General features: G+C 41.9%; 10 protein-coding genes. All 10 read left to right on the forward strand.

The window, feature by feature from the left end:
• Positions 1-9 precede the first annotated feature (9 nt).
• Positions 10-3,411 (forward strand): tail fiber domain-containing protein, encoded by a 3,402-nt coding sequence (locus tag FBD94_RS03110; RefSeq protein ID WP_136879027.1) that lies wholly within the window; start codon positions 10-12, stop codon positions 3,409-3,411.
• 44 nt (positions 3,412-3,455) lie between these two features.
• A complete protein-coding gene (locus tag FBD94_RS03115) occupies positions 3,456-4,895 on the forward strand; it encodes a TlpA family protein disulfide reductase (protein ID WP_136879028.1) in 1,440 nt (479 codons plus the stop codon).
• A 9-nt stretch (positions 4,896-4,904) separates the two neighbouring features.
• The gene (locus tag FBD94_RS03120; protein ID WP_131609633.1) at positions 4,905-5,684 is read left to right on the forward strand and encodes a gliding motility-associated C-terminal domain-containing protein; all 780 of its coding nucleotides are present in this window, start codon (positions 4,905-4,907) and stop codon (positions 5,682-5,684) included.
• Positions 5,685-5,703: 19 nt separating this feature from the next.
• Entirely contained in the window at positions 5,704-6,606 is a 903-nt protein-coding gene (locus FBD94_RS03125) for a PorP/SprF family type IX secretion system membrane protein (RefSeq protein WP_136879029.1), read from the forward strand.
• Between the two features lie 2 nt (positions 6,607-6,608).
• Positions 6,609-18,392, forward strand: coding sequence for a fibrobacter succinogenes major paralogous domain-containing protein (locus FBD94_RS03130; protein ID WP_136879030.1), 11,784 nt, complete (start codon positions 6,609-6,611; stop codon positions 18,390-18,392).
• 31 nt (positions 18,393-18,423) lie between these two features.
• On the forward strand, positions 18,424-19,260 hold the full coding sequence (locus FBD94_RS03135) for an alpha/beta hydrolase (RefSeq protein WP_136879031.1): 837 nt from the start codon (positions 18,424-18,426) through the stop codon (positions 19,258-19,260).
• Between the two features lie 96 nt (positions 19,261-19,356).
• Positions 19,357-21,597 (forward strand): heavy metal translocating P-type ATPase, encoded by a 2,241-nt coding sequence (locus FBD94_RS03140; protein WP_136879032.1) that lies wholly within the window; start codon positions 19,357-19,359, stop codon positions 21,595-21,597.
• A 114-nt stretch (positions 21,598-21,711) separates the two neighbouring features.
• On the forward strand, positions 21,712-21,924 hold the full coding sequence (locus tag FBD94_RS03145) for a heavy-metal-associated domain-containing protein (protein WP_131609643.1): 213 nt from the start codon (positions 21,712-21,714) through the stop codon (positions 21,922-21,924).
• 76 nt (positions 21,925-22,000) lie between these two features.
• A complete protein-coding gene (locus FBD94_RS03150; RefSeq protein WP_131609645.1) occupies positions 22,001-22,399 on the forward strand; it encodes an HYC_CC_PP family protein in 399 nt (132 codons plus the stop codon).
• 131 nt (positions 22,400-22,530) lie between these two features.
• Positions 22,531-22,881: a heavy-metal-associated domain-containing protein gene (locus tag FBD94_RS03155; RefSeq protein WP_131609647.1), complete on the forward strand. Its 351-nt coding sequence runs from the start codon at positions 22,531-22,533 to the stop codon at positions 22,879-22,881.
• Positions 22,882-22,884 lie beyond the last annotated feature (3 nt).

The raw sequence follows: 22,884 nt of genomic DNA on the forward strand, positions 1-22,884 counted from the left end.
AAGTAAAAAATGAAAATAAACAAGCATATTCTTGTAACTGGTCTCTTAGCATTGATCTCCTTTGCAGGCATAGCTCAGTCGAAACTGAATGGGAGATTTTACATTAGCGGGGCATCAGAAGTTGCTTCAACTCCTAATTCAAATTATTCGATTGAAGGAACTTTTACCGATCTGCTCTACATATATAGTGCTGCCGATATTTTACCGGGAGATATTATTGCTGATTTTGCAGGGTTAACTTATAAAATTGATAAAGTAACAAGTATCAGTGGTAATTTTATTACTGTGGATGCTACTTACCTTGAGGGAGCTCCAAATGAATATGCTACTTATCCTACTTCTTATGCTACAGGTACGCTTTTCCGACCAACACCAAATGGTTATAGCCAGTTAACTAATGATCCCGAGTATGTTAATGAGGCTTTAAAAATAGGCGTATTAAACTCTGCTATTCTAAGTATAGACAAAGACATCAGAGGCTTTAAATCAGGAACGGAGGCTGAAATGCCTAAGACTCCAAAGGCTGGGGACCTTTTCTACAATGTAACAGAGAAAAAACTATACGCCTACACAGCCGATGGTTGGGTACCTGTTGGTGGAGGAGTAATAGCCAGTGGAACAACAGCTGAATTCCCTAATCCTGCAAAAGCCGGAGAAATGTTCCTGAATAAGGACGACAACAAAACTTATATCTATAACGGTGCTTTATGGCTTGAGCTTTCTACGAATGGATCTACCCCAAGTGCCAATATTAATCCTGATCCTACTAAGGTAAGTGTTAAGGAAGGCGACCTTTTCTATAATATATCAGACCACAAATTGTACGTTTATAATGGTACGGTTTGGATGGCGATTAATAACCTGCTACGTAACGGCCAGATCTTCGTTGGTAATGCTTCCAATACACCTGTGTCTGTTGCCTTAACAGGAGATGCAACCATCACCAATATCGGTAAGCTGACCATTCAGCCGCTTGCGATTACTGATGAGAAACTAGATAAGACAAAAATTCCTTTAAGTGGCTTTGGAATTCCCCTTGATAATGTATCAATGGGTGATGAAGTTACAAATTTTAAGATCATTAACCTTGCAAACCCTTCTGCCAATTCAGATGCGGCGACAAAGGGGTACGTAGATGCTTTAGTATCTACTCCTGCTTCTATGGTTTTAGCCAATAATAATTTCCTGGTTGGTAACAATTCCAATAAAGCAATAGGGGTGTTAAAGAGTCTTATTCCTATTAGTGGTTTTGATAAAGCTGGAGCTAATGTGTCAATGGGAGGGGGGACACCCGTAACCAATTTCAAGATCACAAACATGGCTGACCCTACTGCAGCACAGGACGCCGCGACTAAGGCGTATGTTGATGGCAGACAAGTTAATGCTGCGAATATTCTATTACCAACAGGAAATTTCCTGGTAGGTGACATCGCAGGGAAAGCTGTGGCTACGCTAAAAAATACGGTATCATTAACTGGTTTCGCTGCGCCTACTGCGGATATTGCTGCAGGTGGTTTTAAGATTACTGGTCTTGCAAATCCGGTGGATGCTCAAGATGCGGCTACCAAAGGTTATATCGATACCAAAACATTTGATCCCGCTAGTATTAACCTGGCTAAAGACCTTTTTATGATTGGTGATGTAAATGGGAAAGCTACTGGGATTGAAAAAAATACCATTCCATTGAGTGGTTTCAAAGATCCGGCTACTGATATTTCAATGGCAGGCTTTTTATTAACAAACATAGGTACACCATTGGCGGAAACAGATGCTACGAATAAAAAGTACGTTGATGGTCTTTTTAGTACGCCTTCATCCATACTTGCTCTGCCTGCTGGAAATCTATTTGTGGGTAACAACAGTACAGGGAAAGCAACGGCTACACCGAAAATTCAGGTGCCATTGAGCGGATTTGGTAAAGCGACTGAGAATGTGAATATGGGGGATGCTGTAAATCAATTCAATATCAGTTTTTTAAAGGATCCGGTTTTTGAGCAGGATGCAGCCACGAAAAACTATGTAGACAGCAAGCTATCTACACCCGGAGTAATAACCTTATCAACAGATCATATTTTTGTCGGCGATGCCTCTAATAAAGCAAATGGTGTGCTTAAAAACACTGTGCCTGTAAGTGATTTCGGTGTTGCAATAGCAGACGTGGCAATGGGCGATGGAACAACTAATTTTAAAATTACAAGTCTTGCAGAGCCTACTACCGATCAGGATGCTGCAACGAAAAAATATGTAGATTCAAAAACTTCAGAGACACCAACAGGCCCAACAGCACCAACTGGAGCAAAGGCAGGTGATACTTATTATAATACTTTAGAAGGTCGTTTGTATGTTTATAATGGTACTACTTGGGTACCTGTCGATAATAAACTTTCTGACGGTCACTTGTTTGTTGGAAGTCCAGCAGGTATAGCAGTGTCAACACCTAAAAATGTGGTTCCTTTAAGTGGCTTTGGTTCTGCCCAGGGAGATGTAGCAATGGGTAATTTTAAATTAATTAACCTTGCCGAGCCAACCCTAGATCAGGATGCTGCTACTAAAAAATATGTAGATGCAAAAACAGTGAAGATGCCTACAGGACCAACAGCACCAGCTAATCCAGTTGTAGGTGATACTTATTACAATACTGCTGAAAATCGCTTCTATGTATTCAATGGTACAGGATGGGTAGCCGTAGACAATAAGCTCGCAACAGGAGAGCTTTATGTAGGTAATGCTGCTGGTATTGCAGAATCTACCACTAAAGATAAAGTGCTCATCAGTGGATTTGGTGCAGCAAAAGCAGACCTTGTTTTGGGTGATGGAATAGCTGCAAATTTTAAAGTTACGAATATGGCAGATCCTATCGCAGATCAGGATGCCGCAACTAAGAAATACGTAGATGCTGGAATCACTAACGCAACAGCTGCAGGTAGAGATAACTTGGGTAACCATCTAGCTACGGAAAGTATTAAACTTTCGGCATTCTCGATCAGCAATGACGGTGGAACCGGCAAAGGCTTGACTTTCGATACTCAAGGAAATGCAATATTGGCTCAAGATTTAACCATAAACGGAAATTTATACACCCCATCGGATAGAAATTTGAAATCAAACATCGAAACCTTAACTACAGTTCTGCAAAAGATTAATCAGATCAGAGGTGTGAGTTTTGAATACAAAGATCAAACTAAATACGCAACAGGTGTAAAAATAGGAGTGATAGCTCAAGAGCTTCAAAAGGTGTACCCAGAGATGGTGACGAAAGGTAAAGATGGCTTTTTAAAAGTAGACTATACCCAACTTACAGGTATGCTGATTCAGGCAGTAAAAGAACAACAAGAGGAGATTGATGGATTGAAGATCCGTATGGATAAACAACAAGAACAGATCAATAACATTCTTAAAAAAATGCAATAACTATTGATAAAAAGAGGCAAACACTATTTTGAAGCTATATAGAGATGATAGGTAAACGATTAAAGCATACACTTGTCCCCACAGTTTTTGTAGGGTTATTATGTTTAAATGCAAGTGGGCAGACTAAAGACATTAGCTTGAAAATACATTTGTCGGGTGTAGCGAAAAGCAAGATTTCTTTGCTTTCCCTTGCTGGTGCATCTATAAAAACAATTGTAGAAAATCCAGCTATAAATAATGGCGGAACCGCAGTGTTGAATATCCCTAAAGATCAATTACCGGGAGAGTTTGTTTTGCGTTTTGACTATCAGGAAAAAGAGAGTAGTAATCCTTACCCTGCTGAAAAACGCATTTTTGTAAACAATCAAAATCTGGAACTTTGGGCCCGTCCTAAAGCATTGAATCATCCCGATAGTACTTATTTCCAAAAAGGAGAAATAGAAAATACGGTGATCACAGCTTTTGCTGCGGACAATGGGAAAAGAAGAGAACAGCTAGGATTGTTACAGAATTTTCTGATGAATTATGACCGTCCGGAATCGAAGTTTTTTGCATTGGGAACGGAAGAATATGAAGGAAGACGTTTGACTTACAATAAATGGATTGAAGCACAAACCTTGCAACACAAGAATACTTTTGTGAGCAATAGTTTTGTATTTCAACACATCGCGCCAATCCTTTGGAAAGGAACAGAAAAAGACAGAGTGAACAGTGTGATCGAACATTATTTAGATGGCATGGACTTTAAAAATCCAATGATCATCAAAACAACCGAGATCAAAGAGTGGATGAATAAATATGTAAATATTTATGGCGCCATGTCAACCACTATTGAACTCCGAGATTCTCTGTTTACCCTTGCCGGAAAACGCGCCATAGAGAAAGCCCGTTTGGGTCATCCTTTAGTTTACGGATGGATGGTAGATTATTTCTACAATGGATTTGAAAGTTTTAACATGACTGCAGGCATAAAAATGTTGGAGCCTTACCTGAACGATCCACTTTGCTTAACGAGCCGTAGAAAAGCAATCGAGCAGAGATTGAAAGGTCTGGAAACCTTAGTTGTAGGTTCCGTAACGCCTGATTTTGACTGGAAACTGGCTTCAGGTAATACGGTTAAGTTTCATCAATTTAAAACTGAAGCCAAATATAAACTGGTATTGTTTTGGTCGGCCGATTGTCAGCACTGTAAAGAGTTGGTAGAAAAATTACATCCCTGGTACCAGGATGCTTCAAAAAGAGAAATGATGGATGTCTTCGCCATCAGTTTAGATGAAACAGAAACGGAGATTCCAGCATGGGAAAAAGCCAAAGTAGGCTTGCCTGCATTTAAACATAAGCGAGCAGAACAAGGAATAAGAAGTCCTGAAGCTGCGGCATACTTTGTCTTGTCAACACCAACAATGGTATTGGTAGATGCGAAGAGCAATAAAATTGTGGCTTTACCTGAGACTGTTGCTCAGTTGGAAGCAGAAATGAAATAATCAGTATTGATGAAAAATATATTATTAGGAAAAATGAAAAGACTTATCGCATCTATTGCCATTGGATTTTTGCTGTTTATCTGTCCTGATGTAAAGGCTCAGCTGAAGGTAGGATCAGAAGGAATCTTTGTCCAACCAGGAACTGTATTCTATACCGAGGGCTTAACACTGGTTCCAGCTACGGAATGGGGAATGAACAACCTGATGATTACTAAACAAATGCAAACGGTGATCTGGCCAAAGTTCAATAGCATCCAACGAATATACAGGTTTAGCAGACCAGCAACTTTTGATGGGGAGCTTGCCCTGAATTATGAGGATGTTGAACTCAATGGAAACGAAGGCAAAAGCTTGGTGTTGGCTTATTCAAAAGCACCAAGTAACAACTATAAAGATTTTACGCTGGTTAAGGAAAGTGTGGCTAATCCGACCGAGCGATACGTTGGTCAGCTGTTTGGGGATAAGATTACTTTTTCTGATTTAACGGCAGTAACCATGGAATCAGGCAAAGAAGCTTATTCAGATTTGATTGCTAACAACATGATTACGCCAAATGGTGATGGTGTAAATGATACCTGGATTGTTAAAAACATCCATCTATATCCTAACAACGAGTTGAAGATTTACGACCGCGAAGGAAGGCTGGTTTTCAATATGATAGGTTATGACAACACTTGGGGAGGTACGTTTAATGGAAGTGCGCTACCCGAAGATAGTTATTACTATGTCCTGTATTTCGATTCAGGAAAAGCAAAAAGATCAGGATTTATCTCTGTAGTAAGGGAATAATAAAATGAAAGAATTGAGCATGAAAAATAGAGTTAATAAGGCGTTATTTGCTGCATTGGGAGTTTTAGCTGGATTGGTAATCGCATTCCCTGCATCGGCACAAATCAGACCCTTAGGTACCCAGTATTATGAAAATCAATACATCAGTAATCCTGCATTTGCAGGGATGGAAAAGGGATTAAATGTGAACCTTAGTTACCGCAATCAATGGCGGAGCATCGAAGGTTCGCCAGTTACGATGGCTGTGAGTGGAGATTATCAGCGCGATAAAGTAGGGATGGGCCTAATCATATATAATGACAAAGCCGGACTGATTGGGCGTACCCGCGTCATGGCGAGTTATGCTTATCACTTGCCATTAAATGGGGATAATAAGAATTTGCATTTTGGTCTTTCCCTTGGCGCAATGAAAGAAAGCCTGGACAATAACAAGATTATTGCTGAACCTGATGATATTTTGGCGCAACGTTTTAACGAGCGCAAGCCTTATATTGATGGAGATTTTGGTATTGCATATACCAATGAGCGGTTCACAATACAAGGAGCATTGCCTAACCTATCTAAATTTTTGCAGAAGGACCCGCTGGTTACTATAGATGGACATACTTATTTTGCTGCCATGTCTTACAAAATCGGATCTGCTTTGGATATCGTGTCAATAGAACCTAAAATCAGTTTCAGAGGAGCTAAAGACATTGAAAGCATTTGGGATGTGGGTACAAACCTGAAGCTTGAAAACAACATTCTTAATTTCATGGGAATGTTCCGTAGCGACAAAAGTTCTGTTTTTGGTGTAGGCGTAAATTACGATAAGTACTTTATACAATGCTTTTATACCAGTCAATTGGCTGGAGATCGTATGCGTACTGGTGGAGATTTTGAGGTCAACTTAAAAATTAATCTGTTTAAGGAGCCGAAGTAAAATTGAAAAAATTTCATGGTATCCTATTACTATTTTTACTGTTTACAAGTAATTTAGTCCATGCACAGCATCCATTCAGCGTTATAAATGATATCCCTCATCTTGCATTGAGGGATCCTGCGACAATTACGGCCCCAGAAATGGGGATGATTGTTTACAGTACAGTTGAGGAGCAGCCATTAATTTATACGGGTACAGACTGGGAAACCTTATGTACCACCAAGATTTGGAACGTAACAGCTGAAGATCACTTTACGGTTAAAGGCGGTATTTCTTATTTGCCGGTTTTAGCAGCTGATCCAGCTAACAATAATAAAGCAGGTACCATTTATTATTCGTCGGCTAATCATTCGACCATGATTAATAATGGGACCAGCTGGATTAAAATACGGGATTTAGGGGGCAGTACTTTTACAGAGAGTAAAAGCTTTGCTGCCGGTGTTGATGTGAAAACATTCAAGCTACCTGTCTTGCAAAACAATCCCTCAACCCCTGGTTTAAAAAAGGGCGCATTTTATATCAATGCCTTATCTCGAAGCATCCGTTATTACGATGGAGTAGTCTGGCGAGATTTAAAGTGCATTGACCTGCCAACCATCACCACGCTACCTGTCACCGATATTACCAGTATGACTGCTTTAAGTGGCGGTGATATTACTGATGATGGTGGCAGCCCGGTAACAGCCCGTGGGATAAGGTGGAGTGTTATTGGTGATCCCATTGACGATCCTTCTGCTACCATGACCAATGATGGTTCTGGGGTAGGTGTGTTTCCAAGTTCTTTAGTAGGACTGCTCAGCAATACCACTTATTATGTGAGAGCGTATGCAGTGAACAGTCAGGGGACCGTATATGGTAACCTGGTGCAATTTACTACCGCCCCGCCAGTGCTACCGGTACTCAGCTTTGCGACGGTAAGCATTACAAACATCACTGAAAAATCAGCCCAAGGGACTTTGAATATCCTCAACAATGGCGGTGCCCTGGTCACTGACCGTGGATTTGCATGGAGCACAGACCGGATCAATTGGACGTATGGTTCATCTACCGCGGTAGACAGATCAGATGTAGGCATATTTATCAGTAACCTGGTTGACTTATTGCCTGGGACAACTTATTATGCGAAGGGTTATGCCACCAACAGTGTGGGTACCATCTATACCAGTGAAACTAGCTTTGTAACCAGTTCTGCACCATTTATTGTAACAATAAAACCAACAAGGATTACAGGGATTGATGCCTTTAGTGGGGGACACATTAGTAACAATGGAGGTTCTACGGTAACCCTTCGTGGAATTTGCTGGAGTACTGAAGAATTACCAACTATAGCCTTGACTACTAAAACAGAGGAACCAGTAGTCGGAGATGGAGTAGGTAGTTTTAGCAGCATGCTTTCAGGATTGGCTCCTGGAGTAAAATATTATGTACGTGCTTATGCAGTAAATGATGCTGGATTAGCCTATGGTAAGCAGGAAACATTTAGTACACCAAATTATGCTACGGTAGCTACTTTGTCTGCCTCTTCATTCTTTAACAATACGGCTACTGGGGGTGGACAGGTGCTTGCCGATGGTGGAGCAGAGGTGACTTCCCGCGGCGTATGCTGGAGCTTAGTTGAAAACCCTACCATTGATCGTTCACATACCCTCAATGGCACTGGTCTTGGTATTTTTATTAGTAAGCTAACCGATTTATTGCCAAATAAGACCTATCACATGAGGGCCTATGCCACTAATGTTGTAGGTACGGTTTATGGAGCGGATAAAACGTTTGTCATTATACCTGAAATCCCTGGTGTGGAAACGCTGGCGCCAATAGCCATTACAAACATCTCGGCAACAGCCGGAGGAAATATAACCAGCAATGGGGGGGCAGATATTACTTTTAGGGGCGTAAAATGGAGTGTAAAAGGTGATCCTGTTGATGATGCTGCTGCGGTCACAACTACTGATGGTGTGGATATTGGTACTTACCAGAGTTTACTCACCTCCTTAATGGGAAATACGACCTATTATGTTCGTGCTTATGCTACAAATAGAAATGGTACTGCCTATGGTGAGCTGCTGGAGTTTACAACTTTAGGGCCTCAAATACCTGTATTGGCTGGGGCAGCACTTACCCTCAGCAATATGAACTTCACGGAAATAACAGGAAGTATTAATATACTTAACAACGGCGGCGCAAGCGTAGTTTCGAGAGGCGTGATGTACAGTACGGATAGAATTAACTACCAAACTCATGAATCTCTTACCCAAAATCCGACAGATTTAGGCGTTTTTGTGAGCAACATTACGGGCTTATTACCAGGAACAGTGTATTACGCTAGAGGCTTTGCTAAGAATAGTGCGGGTACTGCATATACCAAAGAGGTTAGTTTTACCACTCCTTTATACCTAAGTTTAACAACGACTCCAGTTAGCATGGTGACCAACAATTCTGCAGAAAGTGGAGGCCGAATTATAGGAACAATTACTTCTGGGGTAACATTTACGGGGATTTGCTGGGGTACATCACCTAACCCAACTATAGGGGATGACTATATCAGTGGGGCTGTCTCAGATACCTTCGTCAGCAAAATTGCCGGATTGATGGGCAGTACCAAATACTATGTGCGCGCTTATGCGGGTAACAATTCAACAATTGTTTATGGTAATGAGGAAAGCTTTGTTACTGCGACTTCGGGCTTAGCTACGGTTACCACTGTGGAAATAGTGAATGCTACCGCTACAACTGGATTGATTAAGGGAAATGTTTCCAATAATGGAGGGAGCTTATTAACAACAAGAGGAATATGCTGGAATACTACAGGCGATCCAACTACTGCGGATCAATACGCGGCAGATGGCAATGACTTGGGCGACTTCCTTGTCGGTATTAATGGTTTGGCTCCATTAACTAAATATTATGTTCGTGCCTATGCCGTAAATGGTGTGGGAACCGCTTATGGCGATGAATTGGCTTTTACTACGGCGGCGATTCCAACTCCAGCCACAGTAACTACTTTACCTGCATCTGGAATTACTGGTTTTTCTGCAAATAGTGGTGGCGATATTACCAGCGATGGTGGATCGACGGTAACCCAGAGTGGAATATGCTGGAGTACTTCGGCACTGCCAACTACCGCAGATCAACATGCAAATGGTAGTGTTGCCGTTGGTAATTTTACACATGCACTTACCGGATTAAAAGGGAATACCCTCTATTACATCAGAGCTTATGCGATAAATGAAGTAGGAATAGCTTATGGTCAGATAGAACAGTTTACGACTGCTCCAGCGGTTTTGGCGACTTTGACTACTAAAGCTGCCCAAAGTGGAGCGCAAGGAGTTACTGGTGACAGTGGTGGTACGATCATCAATAATGGCGGCGCATTGATTACAGAACAGGGCTTGGTTTGGAGTACAACTGCTGGTTTCAATCCTGATACGGTTTCTACAAATCGGATTAGCGCATCAGGAGCTGATAGTTTTAACACAACAATCACTGGTTTAAAACCAGGAACAACTTACTACATAAGAGCCTTTGCAACCAATAGTGTGGGTACTGCTTATGCGGCCAATGAAGTGCAATTTAAAACCTTCGCCTTGCCGTTAGTGACTACCAGCTCAATTGAACCTGCGACGATAACAAGTATGGCTGCAATGGCAGGTGGAAATATTTCTGATAATGGTGGAACAGCAGTTTCTGTCAGTGGCGTATGCTGGAGTACCAGCAGAAACCCAGTTTTAACTGATGGTCATGCTTCAGGTATTGTTGGTATGGGTAGTTTTACCAACAAAATCGACGAATTACTGGCCAGCACGACTTACTATGTGCGTGCTTATGCTATCAATAGTGTAGGTACAACTTATGGAGCGGAGCTTAGTTTCACTACGCTTCCTGCGGTTCTTGCCAGCATAACGACCACAGCAGCAATAAGCACTTCAGCAACAGCTGCCAGCAGTGGTGGCCGTATCGAAAACAATGGCGGTGCTATTGTGACTACTCGTGGGCTATACTGGAGTACACAACCTAATTTTAATCCGGATACAGTAACTGTTCATAAAACGGTAGAGCATGGTGCTTTTATGGGCAGCTTTACTGCTCAGCTTAGCGGATTAAAGGAGTATACAGTTTATTATGTACGTGCTTATGCGACCAACAGTGTAGGAACGGCTCATGGTAACCTGGTTAGCTTTGTAACTCCTCAGCTGGCTACACTAACAACCTTATATACCACAGCTATTGGAAGTACTTCGGCCATTAGCGGGGGAGATATTTCTGATGAAGGGGGCTCGGCTGTATATGCACGTGGTGTAGTGTGGAGTGGTCATGCTGATTTCAATCCGGATACCGTTGTGGTTAATAGGACCAGCAATGGCAGCAGAGACGGGGTCTTTACCAGTTCGCTTAAAAAATTGAAACCTAATACCACTTATTATGTGAGGGCTTACGCCACAAATATTGCTGGAACCAGTTATGGGAATTTATTGAGTTTTATCACTAACCCTCCGGTATTGGCTAGCTTAACAACTAAGGATGCGATTGGAATTACCGGATCAACAGCACAAACTGGAGGTATCATAACAGATAATGGCGGTGTAGAAGTTACTACCCGTGGATTGGTTTGGAGCACTTCTCCAGGATTCAGACCAGATACCGTAATTAACAATAAAACTACGCATGCTGGTGTTGGTATTGGAAGCTTTAACAGTACGATTACTAATTTGTTGCCAGGAGTGACTTACTATATAAGAGCGTATACCATCAATAGCGTAGGTATTGCTTATGGAAATGAATTGAGCTTTACTACACTTACTGTTCCAACATTGACCACAAATGATGTTTCAGCTTCTTCGCTGGGTATAACGGCTACCGGTGGTGGTACCATTATTAGTGACGGTGCTGCAGCGATAACCGATCAGGGGGTAGTATGGAGCACAAGTACAAATCCTTTACTAGGTTCGGCAATGCAAACCAGCAATGATCCTGTTACTGGAAATACTTTTAGAAGTATCCTGAAAAGCCTGGAACCTGTTACCGTTTATTATGTGAAGGCTTATGCGATAAACAGCCTGGGAACGGGATATGGGAATGAGCTGACTTTTACAACGCCTCCGGTGTTGCCCACACTTACCACATCATATATTACTGCTAATTCTAACTCAAGCGCCGTCACAGGTGGTGAGATCAGCAAAGATGGTGGAGCAGCCATCACCGCACGTGGGGTGATTTGGAGTACGGACCGCAATTTTAATCCAGCTACCGTAACTGTTTCTAAAACACAGAACGGATCGGGAATGGGTACATTTACGAGTGAAGTCACCAATTTGGCCTTGAGTACAGCTTACTATGTTCGAGCTTATGCGGTAAACAGTGTAGGTACAGCATATGGAAATCAGGTTACAGTAACCTTGTTCGCTACGGCTCCACGGATCAAAACTACTGAAGTTACCGATCTGGGTGGATTTAGTGCCAATGCTGGTGGAGAGATTACCAGTGATGGCGGTTCGGACATTACTCTTAAGGGATTGTGTTGGAGCACCCTTTCCAATCCAACCATAAATGATAGCAAAAGCTCAAATGGCTCTGGGATGGATGCTTTTACGGCTACTATGACCAATTTGACACCGAACACCTTGTATTATGTACGTGCTTATGCGGTTAATAAGATCGGTGTGGCGTACGGTATCGAGCGTACCTTCATTACCAATGCTTTCCCTACATTAACGATCACAACACCGGTAACGAATATCCGTGCTACCATAGCGACTAGTGGTGGGGAGATTACAAATGATGGTAGATCACCAATCCTGGCAAGAGGGGTAACCTGGAATACGACAGGCAACCCAACCATTGCTTTGGCTGCCAAAACGGTAGACAACACGACTACAGGAATAGGTAGTTTTGTAGCGCAGTTAACAGGTTTAACAGAAAACACAACTTATTACGTACGTGCTTATGCAACCAATGCGGTAGGCACAACTTATGGTAGCCAGGTATTGTTTACCACAGTAGAGGTAACACTTCCATTGCTTTCTACCCATACGCCATCTTTAATCGGCAGCAGGTTTGCGACCAGCGGTGGTGAGGTTACTTATGATGGAGGTGTGCCAGTTACCCAACGCGGTATATGTTGGAGTACGCGTCCGGAACCTACTATTGACTCATTAACTAAAATTAATCACGCTACAGCTGGGGAAGGGGCTTTTGGTATTCCTTTCACTGGTCTGGCACCAGGTACAAAATATTACGTACGTGCTTATGCAACTAACATCAAAGGCACTGCTTATGGACAGGAAGAGGTTTTCAGCACACCAGCAGAGCTTCCAGTGCTTAGCCAAGTTAGAATTTCCGAAATCACCAAAGTTTCTGTAAAGGCTACCGCTGCGGTTAGTTTTGATGGTGGATCTGCCGTAACAACCAGAGGCCTGGTTTGGAATATGACAGGAAATCCAACACTTGAAAATGGGACACTAGTGCCTATTGGAGTAGGAAAAGGGTCCTTTTATGATACCATAACGGGACTGAATGAAGAGTTTACTTATTACGTTCGTGCTTATGCGACTAACGAAGTAGGAACAGGATATAGTCCTATAGAAACCAGCTTTAGCACTAAAATTTGTCCGCCCACATTTACCGTCACACATATAGAAGGTTATAATGGGGCACCGGTAACTAAAGTGGTGACCTATAGTACAGTAAGAACTATTCTTTCGGGAGAACCCAGGTGCTGGATTACTCAAAATCTAGGTGCAGATCATGAGGCTACTGCTGTAACTGATGCTACCGAGGCATCAGCGGGTTGGTACTGGCAGTTTAATAAATTGCAAGCTTATAAAATGGATGGAACGTCACGTCAACCAAATACTGCATTTGCCCGGACGATTAGTGAGAATAGCGACTGGGTACCTGATAATGATCCTTGTTTGCAAATGCTTGGTGGGGGCTGGAGATTGCCTACGGGTACAGAATTAACAAATGTGAGCGGTGCTCCACAAAACTGGACAAACTATAACGCGGCGTATAATTCTGTATTAAAATTACATAATGCCGGACTCTTTAGCTATACCGGTGATTTTATTCGTCGTGGAACGGAAGGTTATTATTGGTCAAGCACACAAACAGACGCGACTCAAGCATCGGCGATGTATTTCACTGCTGGAGCTAGCGCAGTAATTCCGTTTGAGAAATCTTATGGTTGGTCTGTACGTTGTATAGGTGATCAGCTTGTAAAAATGGCCCCTTTTGTAAGTGATGTTGTGGTTCCTGCTGCTACAATGACACTTAACAGTGCTGAAGCTCAAACTACAGTTACACATGATGGTGGTACCACAGTTACTGCGAAAGGATTGGTATGGAATACAACAGGTAACCCAACAATAGCTGATCATTTGATCCCCTTTGGATCTGGTACAGGCGCAATTGCAGGTACTTTAACAGGATTAGAAGAAGGCCCTACTTATTATGTTCGTGCTTTTGCGACAAATGAGATAGGAACAACCTATAGTAGTGTAGAGAATAGTTTTAAAATCTGTCCGCCTACATTTACTGTAAGTCACACACTGGGCTTTAATGGAGCTCCGGTTACTAAAACGGTAACCTATAAATCTGTAAGCACCAATATTTCGGGAGCAGCAAGATGCTGGATTACGCAAAATCTAGGTGCAGATCAGCAAGGTATTTCAGCTAATGATGCTTCAGAAACTTCCGCGGGCTGGTTCTGGCAGTTTAATAGATTGCAAGGTTATAAAGCAGAAGGAGCTACTACCATCCCTGCTACCGGATGGAATACGAGTATTAATGAAAATAAAGATTGGGAAGCTGACAACGATCCTTGTGTGAGGTTGTTAGGTGGGGGATGGAGATTGCCTACTACTACAGAATGGACCAATGCAAGAGACATTCCGCAGAATTGGACAAATATGAATATGGCGTATAATTCCGTGTTAAAAATACATGCAGCCGGCATATTGGATGCCAGGACTGGTGCACTTATTCGTCGCGGAACAGAAGCTTATTTCTGGTCGGGCACACAGGGTAGTGTTAACCTTGGAGGGAATTTATACTTTACCGCTGGGGTTGGCTCAATGGCTGCTTTCGATAAAACTTATGGTTCTTCGATACGCTGTTTAAGAGATCAGGTTGTTAAAAGTCCCCCATCTGTAAGTACTGTAACTGTTCCTGCTGCTACACTGAAAAGTGATCGTGCTGAGGTTCTGGCTACAGTTACACGTAATGGTGGTAGTCCTGTTACAGCGAAAGGTTTGGTATGGAATACTACAGGTAATCCAACATTGGCTGATCAGGTGATCCAATCTGGATCTGGTATAGGCGCAATTACGGGTACACTAATGGGACTGAGTGAAGACCTTACTTATTATGTTCGTGCTTATGCGACTAACGAAATAGGAACAGGATATAGTCCTATAGAAACCAGCTTTACGACTAAACTTTGTCCGCCAACATTTATCATATCGCATATTGCTGGTGTTAACGGTTCACCAGTTACAAAAATGGTTAGCTATAAAACTGCAATTTCCAGTCTTTCGGGAGCGCCAAAATGCTGGATCACTCAGAATCTCGGTGCAGATCATCAGGCAACTTTTGCTAATGACGATACCGAAGCCTCGGCAGGATGGTTCTGGCAGTTTAATAAATTGCAAGGCTATAAAGCCGAAGGAACTGTCATTACAGGTACAGGATGGGTAGGGGCTATTAATGAAAACAGCGATTGGGCTCCTGCCAATGATCCATGTGCGCAAATGCTTGGTGGGGGATGGAGACTACCTACTGCCACAGAGTGGACCAATACCTTAGGTGCTCCGCAGAATTGGGCAAATGTGATGAATGCCTATAATTCAGCATTAAAAATACATGGTGCCGGTTTCTTAAGCTATCAAGGCCCGCTTACTCGTCGTGGGACGGATATTATGCTTTGGTCAAGCAAACAAGCAAACCTTACTCAAGGAACGATGTCTTTCTTCACGAATACGAGTAGTGGGGTAGGTGCTTATGAGAAAGCCTATGGCGCTTCTGTACGTTGTATCAGTGATCAGCTTAAAATAGCACCTGTTATAAGTGATGTTATCGTTCCTGCCGCTACATTAAAGGGAGGCAATGCTGAGGCTCAAGCCACGATTACCTATGATGGTAGTGTGGACATTACAGCGAAAGGATTGGTATGGAATACTACCGGTAATCCAACACTGGCTGATAACGTGGTTCCATTAGGATCTGGTATAGGTGCAATTGTAGGAGCTTTGACAGGACGTAATGAAGAGCATACCTATTATGTAAAGGCTTTTGCTACAAATAGTGTAGGCACGGGATATAGTGCTAATGAAGCCAGTTTTAAAGTTTGTCCGGAGACTTTTACTGTTAATCACCTACAAAGTATTAGTGGTGCTCCAGTTACAAAAACGGTAACTTATAATTCCATAAATAGCAGTGTTTCGGGTGCCGCAAGATGCTGGATTACCCAAAATCTTGGTGCGGACCGTCAAGCAACGTCAGCTAATGATGCGACCGAAGCCTCTGCAGGATGGTACTGGCAGTTTAATAGATTGCAAGGTTATAAAATGGATGTTACCCGTACACCAGGTGCAACATGGATCGGGGCTATTAATGAAAATAGTGATTGGGTTCCTGCCAACGACCCTTGTGTTCAGATGTTAAGCGGAGGATGGAGATTACCTACTGGTACAGAATTGACTAATGCGAGGGCTGCTCCACAAAACTGGACCAACATTAATGCTGGATATAATTCAGTACTGAAATTACATGCTGCTGGTTTCTTTAGCTATACCAGTGCCTTTGCTCGTCGTGGAACGGAAGGTTATTATTGGTCAAGCTCACAGACAAGTACTGGTATGGCAACGATGTTGTATTTCACTGGTTCGGCTAGCGCGGTAATTCCTCTTGAGAAGGCCTACGGCTGGTCTGTACGTTGTTTAAGAGATCAGATTATTATAACAGCACCTGCGGTAGGCGATGTTGTGGTTCCTGCTGTTACTATAAAAGATGGCAATGCCGAAGGTCAAGCTGCAGTTCTAAATGCTGGAGGCGCTCCGGTCACAGTAAAAGGATTGGTATGGAATACTACAGGCAACCCAACGTTGTCCGATAATGTGATTCCATCTGGATCTGGTATTGGGGCAATTATAGGCACTATGACGGGGCTAAATGAAGAACTTACTTATTACGTAAGGGCTTTTGCTACAAATAGCGCAGGTACAGGCTACAGTGCAGCGGCAACCAACTTTAGCACTAAGGTTTGTCCGCCAACATTTACGGTATCACATATTTCGGGTGTTAATGGGGCAGCGGCGACTAAAACGGTAACCTATAAAACTGCAATTACCAGTGTTTCGGGCGCACCAAAATGCTGGATTACTCAAAACCTTGGTGCAGATCGTCAGGCAACTTCTGCCACTGATGCAACCGAAGCCTCAGCAGGTTGGTACTATCAGTTCAATAAACTTCAAGGCTATAAAGTGGATGATGCACTAACGCGAACCCCAACAGCATGGAATGGAAGTGTTAATGAGAATAGCGACTGGGCTCCTGCCAACGATCCTTGTATTCAGTTGTTGGGTGGAGGATGGAGGTTACCCACGGCTACAGAATTGACGAACACGCTCGGCGCTCCACAAAACTGGGCAGGTATTAATGATGCCTATAATTCCGGGCTAAAATTACATGCTGCAGGTTTAGTTAGTTACGATGGTACTTTTCATTATCGTGGACAGTATGGTTTTTTCTGGTCAAATAAACAAACAAGTAATACGCTCGCTTCGGTTTTGTGTTTCAGTACGTTTACGTCAATGTACTCCTATGAGAAAGGTTATGCCTGGGCTGTACGTTGTTTAAGTGATGAGATTAAAACAACTCCATACGTTAGTGATGTTGTTGTTCCTTTTGTTACTATAAAAGATGGTAATGCTGAGGCTAAGGCTACAGTTACACACGATGGGGGTGTTGCGGTTACTGCGAAAGGATTGGTATGGAATACCACTGGTAACCCAACATTGGCAGACAACGTTATTCCATCTGGGGTGGGTATAGGTGCAATTGCAGTTACTTTAACTGGACTAAGTGAAGAATTTATTTATTATGTAAAAGCCTTCGCTACAAATAGCGAAGGGACCAGTTACAGTGCTGTCGCTAACTTTAGTACTAAAGTCTGTCCACCAACATTTACAGTAGTACACGTTGCAGGAGTTAATGGTGCACCGGTTTCTAAAACGGTAACCTATAAAACTGTAGTTAGCAGTATTTCTGGAGCGCCAAAATGCTGGATTACTCAAAATCTTGGGGCCGATCAGCAGGGTGTTTCGGCCACAGATGCTACTGAGGCCTCAGCAGGTTGGTATTGGCAGTTTAATAAATTGCAGGGGTATAAAGCGGATGCAGCAGGTACACGTTCACCAGCTACAGTATGGATAGGGAGTATTAATGAGAATAGTGACTGGGCGCCTGTCAATGACCCTTGTACTCAGATGCTAGGGGGAGGATGGAGATTGCCTACTGGTACAGAATTGACAAAGGTATGGACTACGCCAAAAAGTTGGACAGGTAGCGCGGATGGATATAATTCAGTACTGAAAATACATGGTGCCGGTTATTTAAGCAATACAGGTGCCCTTTTTCGTCGTGGATCGGAAGGTTATTTATATTCCAGCACACAGGTAAATAATACTTCAGCGACGATGTTGTATTTCACAGGTACTGCTAGTGAAGTAATTCCCTTTAGTAAAGTTTATGCCTGGTCTGCACGTTGTATAAATGATAAGACTGCTAATTAATATTGATTTTTTAAGATAAAGGTGACAAACAATGAAAACTAAAATACTGATTTTCTTATGCTCCATCTTCACTTTGGGTGCTATTGCGCAAGTTAAAAACAAACCAAAAGAATTTGTTTTAGGGTATGTCGATAGTCTTCATTCTGAAATCTTAAAAGAAGACCGGATCATTAATATTTACCTACCTGAAGGTTATGACAAAGACACAAAGTATCCGGTCATCTATTTGCTGGACGGCTCGGCAGATGAAGATTTTATCCATGTGGTTGGGATTGTGCAGTACAATACCTTTTCCTGGATAAACAGGATACCAAAATCTATAGTCATTGGCATAGCTAATAAAAATCGTAAACGTGATTTTACTTCTCCTGCTACGCAAGCCAGTGATCGTAAATTTATACCAAACAATGGAGGTTCTGCTAATTTTATCGCTTTTCTGGAAAAGGAGCTACAGCCTTATGTAGAGAAAAAGTACAAAACGGATGGTTTTAAAACAATTATCGGACAGTCCTTGGGCGGCTTATTGGCAACCGAGATTTTATTTAAAAAGCCAAGACTTTTTAACAATTATATCATCATGAGTCCTAGTCTTTGGTGGAATGATGGCGCTTTGTTAAAGGCGAAGCCGGAAGTACTGGAAAAGAATTATAATAACCCTACTAATATTTATATTGGTGTAGGAAAAGAAGGCTCATTTGACGGCAAGCGTATCATGGAAGATGATGCCAAATTGTTATATGAGAAAATCAAACTAGGTCAGTCTAGAAATGTAAAAGTACATTTCGATTATTTACCGGAAGAGGATCATGCTACGGTTACCCACCAGGCTATCTTTAACGCTTTTCGCATTTTATATCCCAAGAAATAGTTCTTTACAAAATTCTATAAACTTATCTCTGAATCCTGTAAATTAATCAGACCGTTGTCAACTTACCTTTGTATTGTTAATTAAACAAAGCAAGTTATGAACAACAATATAGAAACAATTTCGATGCCGGTGCTGGGTATGACCTGTGCAGCCTGTGCCGTGAGCGTTGAATCTATAATAGGCGCCCAATCAGGAGTTGATAAAGCAGAGGTCAACTATGCTACTCAATCTGTAAAGGTAATTTACCATCCAGATGCAGTACAACCTGAAGCTTTACAGAAAGCAGTTCAATCTATTGGCTATGACTTGATCGTTGAACAGGAAGGCGCTAAAGAATTGCAGGAAGAAGCACAGAGAAATAATTATGAGGCTTTAAAAAAGCGGATGATCTATTCGTCAATATTAGCCATCCCAGTAGTCATTATTGGAATGTTCTTTATGGATATGCCTAATGGTAATTACTACATGATGGCTTTAACTACTCCGATATTGTTCTTTTTTGGCAAGAGCTTTTTCATCAATGCATGGAAACAAGCCAAATTTGGAAAAGCCAATATGGATACGTTGGTAGCTTTAAGTACAGGTATCGCTTATCTTTTTAGTGTTTTCAATACCTTTAATCCTGAGTTTTGGCACAGTAGAGGATTACATCCACATGTATATTTTGAAGCTGCGGCCGTAGTCATTGTTTTCATCATGCTGGGTAAATTGTTGGAAGAAAAAGCTAAATCTAATACTTCTTCAGCGATCAAAAAACTGGTAGGCTTACAGCCAAAAACAGTAATGCTGATTACTGAGCATGGTGAAAAAGAAATTCCTGTTGCTGATGTAAGGCTCAATGATCAATTGTTGGTACGCTCCGGTGAGAAGATTCCGGTAGATGGTGAGGTGTATGAAGGAAGCTCATTTGTAGATGAAAGTATGATTACTGGTGAGCCTGTAGCTGTAGCTAAACAAGCGGGCGATAAGGTTTTTGCCGGAACGATTAACCAAAAAGGAAGCTTTAAATTTAAAGCAGAAAAGGTAGGTGGGGAGACCATGCTTGCCCAGATCATTAAGCTGGTGCAGGATGCGCAGGGCTCTAAAGCTCCAGTGCAGAAATTGGTAGATAAAATTGCCGGCATATTTGTACCCATAGTTATTTTAATTGCCATTATCAGTTTAGGAGTATGGCTGCTGTTTGGTGGAGAACATGCATTTACTCAAGGGATGCTTGCCATGGTTACTGTACTGGTGATTGCCTGCCCTTGTGCGTTGGGTTTGGCAACGCCTACAGCAATCATGGTAGGTATTGGCAAAGGTGCAGAAAATGGTATTTTAATTAAAGATGCAGAAGCACTGGAATTGGGTTATAAAGTAAATGCAGTGATTTTAGATAAAACAGGAACAATTACAGAAGGGAAACCGGAAGTGACTCACGTGGAGTGGGCTACTGAACTGCCGAAAGATAAACTGCAATTGCAGGAAATATTAGTTGCTTTGGAACAAGCTTCAGAGCATCCATTGGCAGAAGCCATCGTGCGTAACTTGAAAAAAGGAGGCGTAAAAGGTGCTACGGTGACTGGTTTTGAAAGTCTGACCGGTAAAGGAGTAATGGCCGAGTTTGAAGGCGAAAAGTATTGGGCAGGAAGTCATAAGATCCTTACGGAGTTAAATGTACAGGTCTCTGAAGCTTTACAAAATAGGGTGGTAGAACTTCAGCAATTGGCGCAAACGGTGATTTACTTTACCAATGCAACGCAAGTATTGGCAATTGTATCTATAGCAGATCAGATTAAAGCGGGTTCAGCCAAAGCAGTTGCCGCATTAAGAAATGCGGGTATTGAGGTATATATGCTTACCGGAGATAATCAGCAGACTGCGGCTTCGGTAGCTAAACAGGCTGGGATCGATCATTTTCAGGCAGAGGTATTGCCTTCTGATAAATCAGACTTTGTGAAGCAATTGCAGGCACAAGGAAAAGTGGTAGCGATGATTGGCGATGGGATTAATGACAGTCAGGCCCTGGCACAAGCTGATGTTTCGATTGCCATGGGCAAAGGGTCGGATATTGCCATTGATGTAGCAAAAATTACACTGGTATCTTCTGATTTACAACAAGTGCCAAAAGCATTGCGTTTATCAAAGCTTACGGTTAAAACCATTCGTCAGAACTTGTTCTGGGCATTTATTTATAACCTGATAGGGATTCCAATTGCTGCAGGGTTATTGTATCCGTTTAACGGGTTCTTGTTGAATCCAATGATTGCAGGAGCTGCAATGGCATTAAGTTCTGTATCAGTAGTGAGTAACAGTTTGCGTTTGAAATTCGCAAAGCTAGGCTCCACGTCATCCTGAATTTATTTCAGGACCCCTCACCTGCAAAGCCGCCTTTCTCTTGCGAGGTCCTGAGATAAACTCAGGATGACGATCGAACTAAAGAAAAAATAACATTAACAAATAAATAATATCATGGAAACACTAAAATTCAAAACAAATATCAAATGTTCAGGTTGCATCGCAACGGTAACTCCTTTTCTAAACGATTTACCACAAATCTCTAAATGGGAAGTAGATACTAACAATCCAGAAAAGATACTTACGGTAGAAGCTAATGATCAACTAGATGCAGAAACAGTGGTAAATACGCTTCAAAAAGCTGGCTATATCGCTACAGAATTGTAATAATCTCAACACGCTATAAAAAAAGAACGGAATTATATAAAAATATCTCCGTTCTTTTTTCAATCTTTGAATCATAATGAAAAGGACATTACTTACCATACTTGCCATTTTTTACCTAGGGATTTCCAGTGGGGCAACTATGCACTTTCATTATTGCATGGGAGAGTTGGTAAGTTGGAGTCTGGAAAAGGAATCTAAAGACGCATGTGATTTCTGCGGAATGCCAAAATCCGTTTCTAAAAAGAAATCATGCTGCAAGGATGTTCAACAAGAGGTTAAATCTGAGAAGTCTCATAAAGCCAGTCAAACGGCTTATAAATTTGAGCAACTTTCTCAAGCCATCATACAGCCTGAATTATACGTTAATTATCAGGCACCTATACCGGTAAGAATTACCAGGGAAGCATTGAGCAATGCACCCCCTGATGGACAGCATGTGCCTGTCTACCTAAAAAACTGTACTTACAGAATATAATACCCTCTTTCTTTTAATTTGTTGCATCTCTGTGCAACATGAAGCTGCCGTTACGCTGATTTCGTCAGTATCCTAAGGCGTATAGCTTCCAATCCAATTTATTTAACAATTTTCTTTAAAAACGAATTAAGATGAAATCATTAAGAATTCTTTCGGTAGTCGCATTGACTTTCCTTGGTAGTGCTGTATTTGCACAATCTAAAACAGAAAAAATCAAAGTATTAGGTAATTGCGGAATGTGCAAGAAGACGATCGAAACTTCACTTAAAGTTCCTGGAGTAACTTCAGCAAATTGGGATAAAGTAACTAAGGTATTGACCGTGAGTTACGATTCTACTAAAATCACCAATGATCAGGTACAGCAAAAAGTTGCCGCATCAGGTTACGATACTGAAAAGGTAAAAGCTACAGAAGCTGCTTATGGTAAATTACCTGACTGCTGCCAGTACGACCGTTCAGGTAAAGCAAGTAAAGCGCACTAATAA

The organism is Pedobacter hiemivivus, from assembly GCF_005144565.1.
In the GTDB taxonomy this organism is placed as follows: Bacteria; Bacteroidota; Bacteroidia; order Sphingobacteriales; family Sphingobacteriaceae; genus Pedobacter; species Pedobacter hiemivivus.

Bases quoted from the DNA above. Each gene is read 5' to 3' on its own strand.
- FBD94_RS03110 (WP_136879027.1), top strand. From the start codon at position 10: ATGAAAATAAACAAGCATATTCTTGTAACTGGTCTCTTAGCATTGATC.
- FBD94_RS03155 (WP_131609647.1), top strand. From the start codon at position 22,531: ATGAAATCATTAAGAATTCTTTCGGTAGTCGCATTGACTTTCCTTGGT.
- FBD94_RS03135 (WP_136879031.1), top strand. From the start codon at position 18,424: ATGAAAACTAAAATACTGATTTTCTTATGCTCCATCTTCACTTTGGGT.
- FBD94_RS03125 (WP_136879029.1), top strand. From the start codon at position 5,704: ATGAAAAATAGAGTTAATAAGGCGTTATTTGCTGCATTGGGAGTTTTA.
- FBD94_RS03145 (WP_131609643.1), top strand. From the start codon at position 21,712: ATGGAAACACTAAAATTCAAAACAAATATCAAATGTTCAGGTTGCATC.
- FBD94_RS03140 (WP_136879032.1), top strand. From the start codon at position 19,357: ATGAACAACAATATAGAAACAATTTCGATGCCGGTGCTGGGTATGACC.
- FBD94_RS03120 (WP_131609633.1), top strand. From the start codon at position 4,905: ATGAAAAATATATTATTAGGAAAAATGAAAAGACTTATCGCATCTATT.
- FBD94_RS03150 (WP_131609645.1), top strand. From the start codon at position 22,001: ATGAAAAGGACATTACTTACCATACTTGCCATTTTTTACCTAGGGATT.
- FBD94_RS03115 (WP_136879028.1), top strand. From the start codon at position 3,456: ATGATAGGTAAACGATTAAAGCATACACTTGTCCCCACAGTTTTTGTA.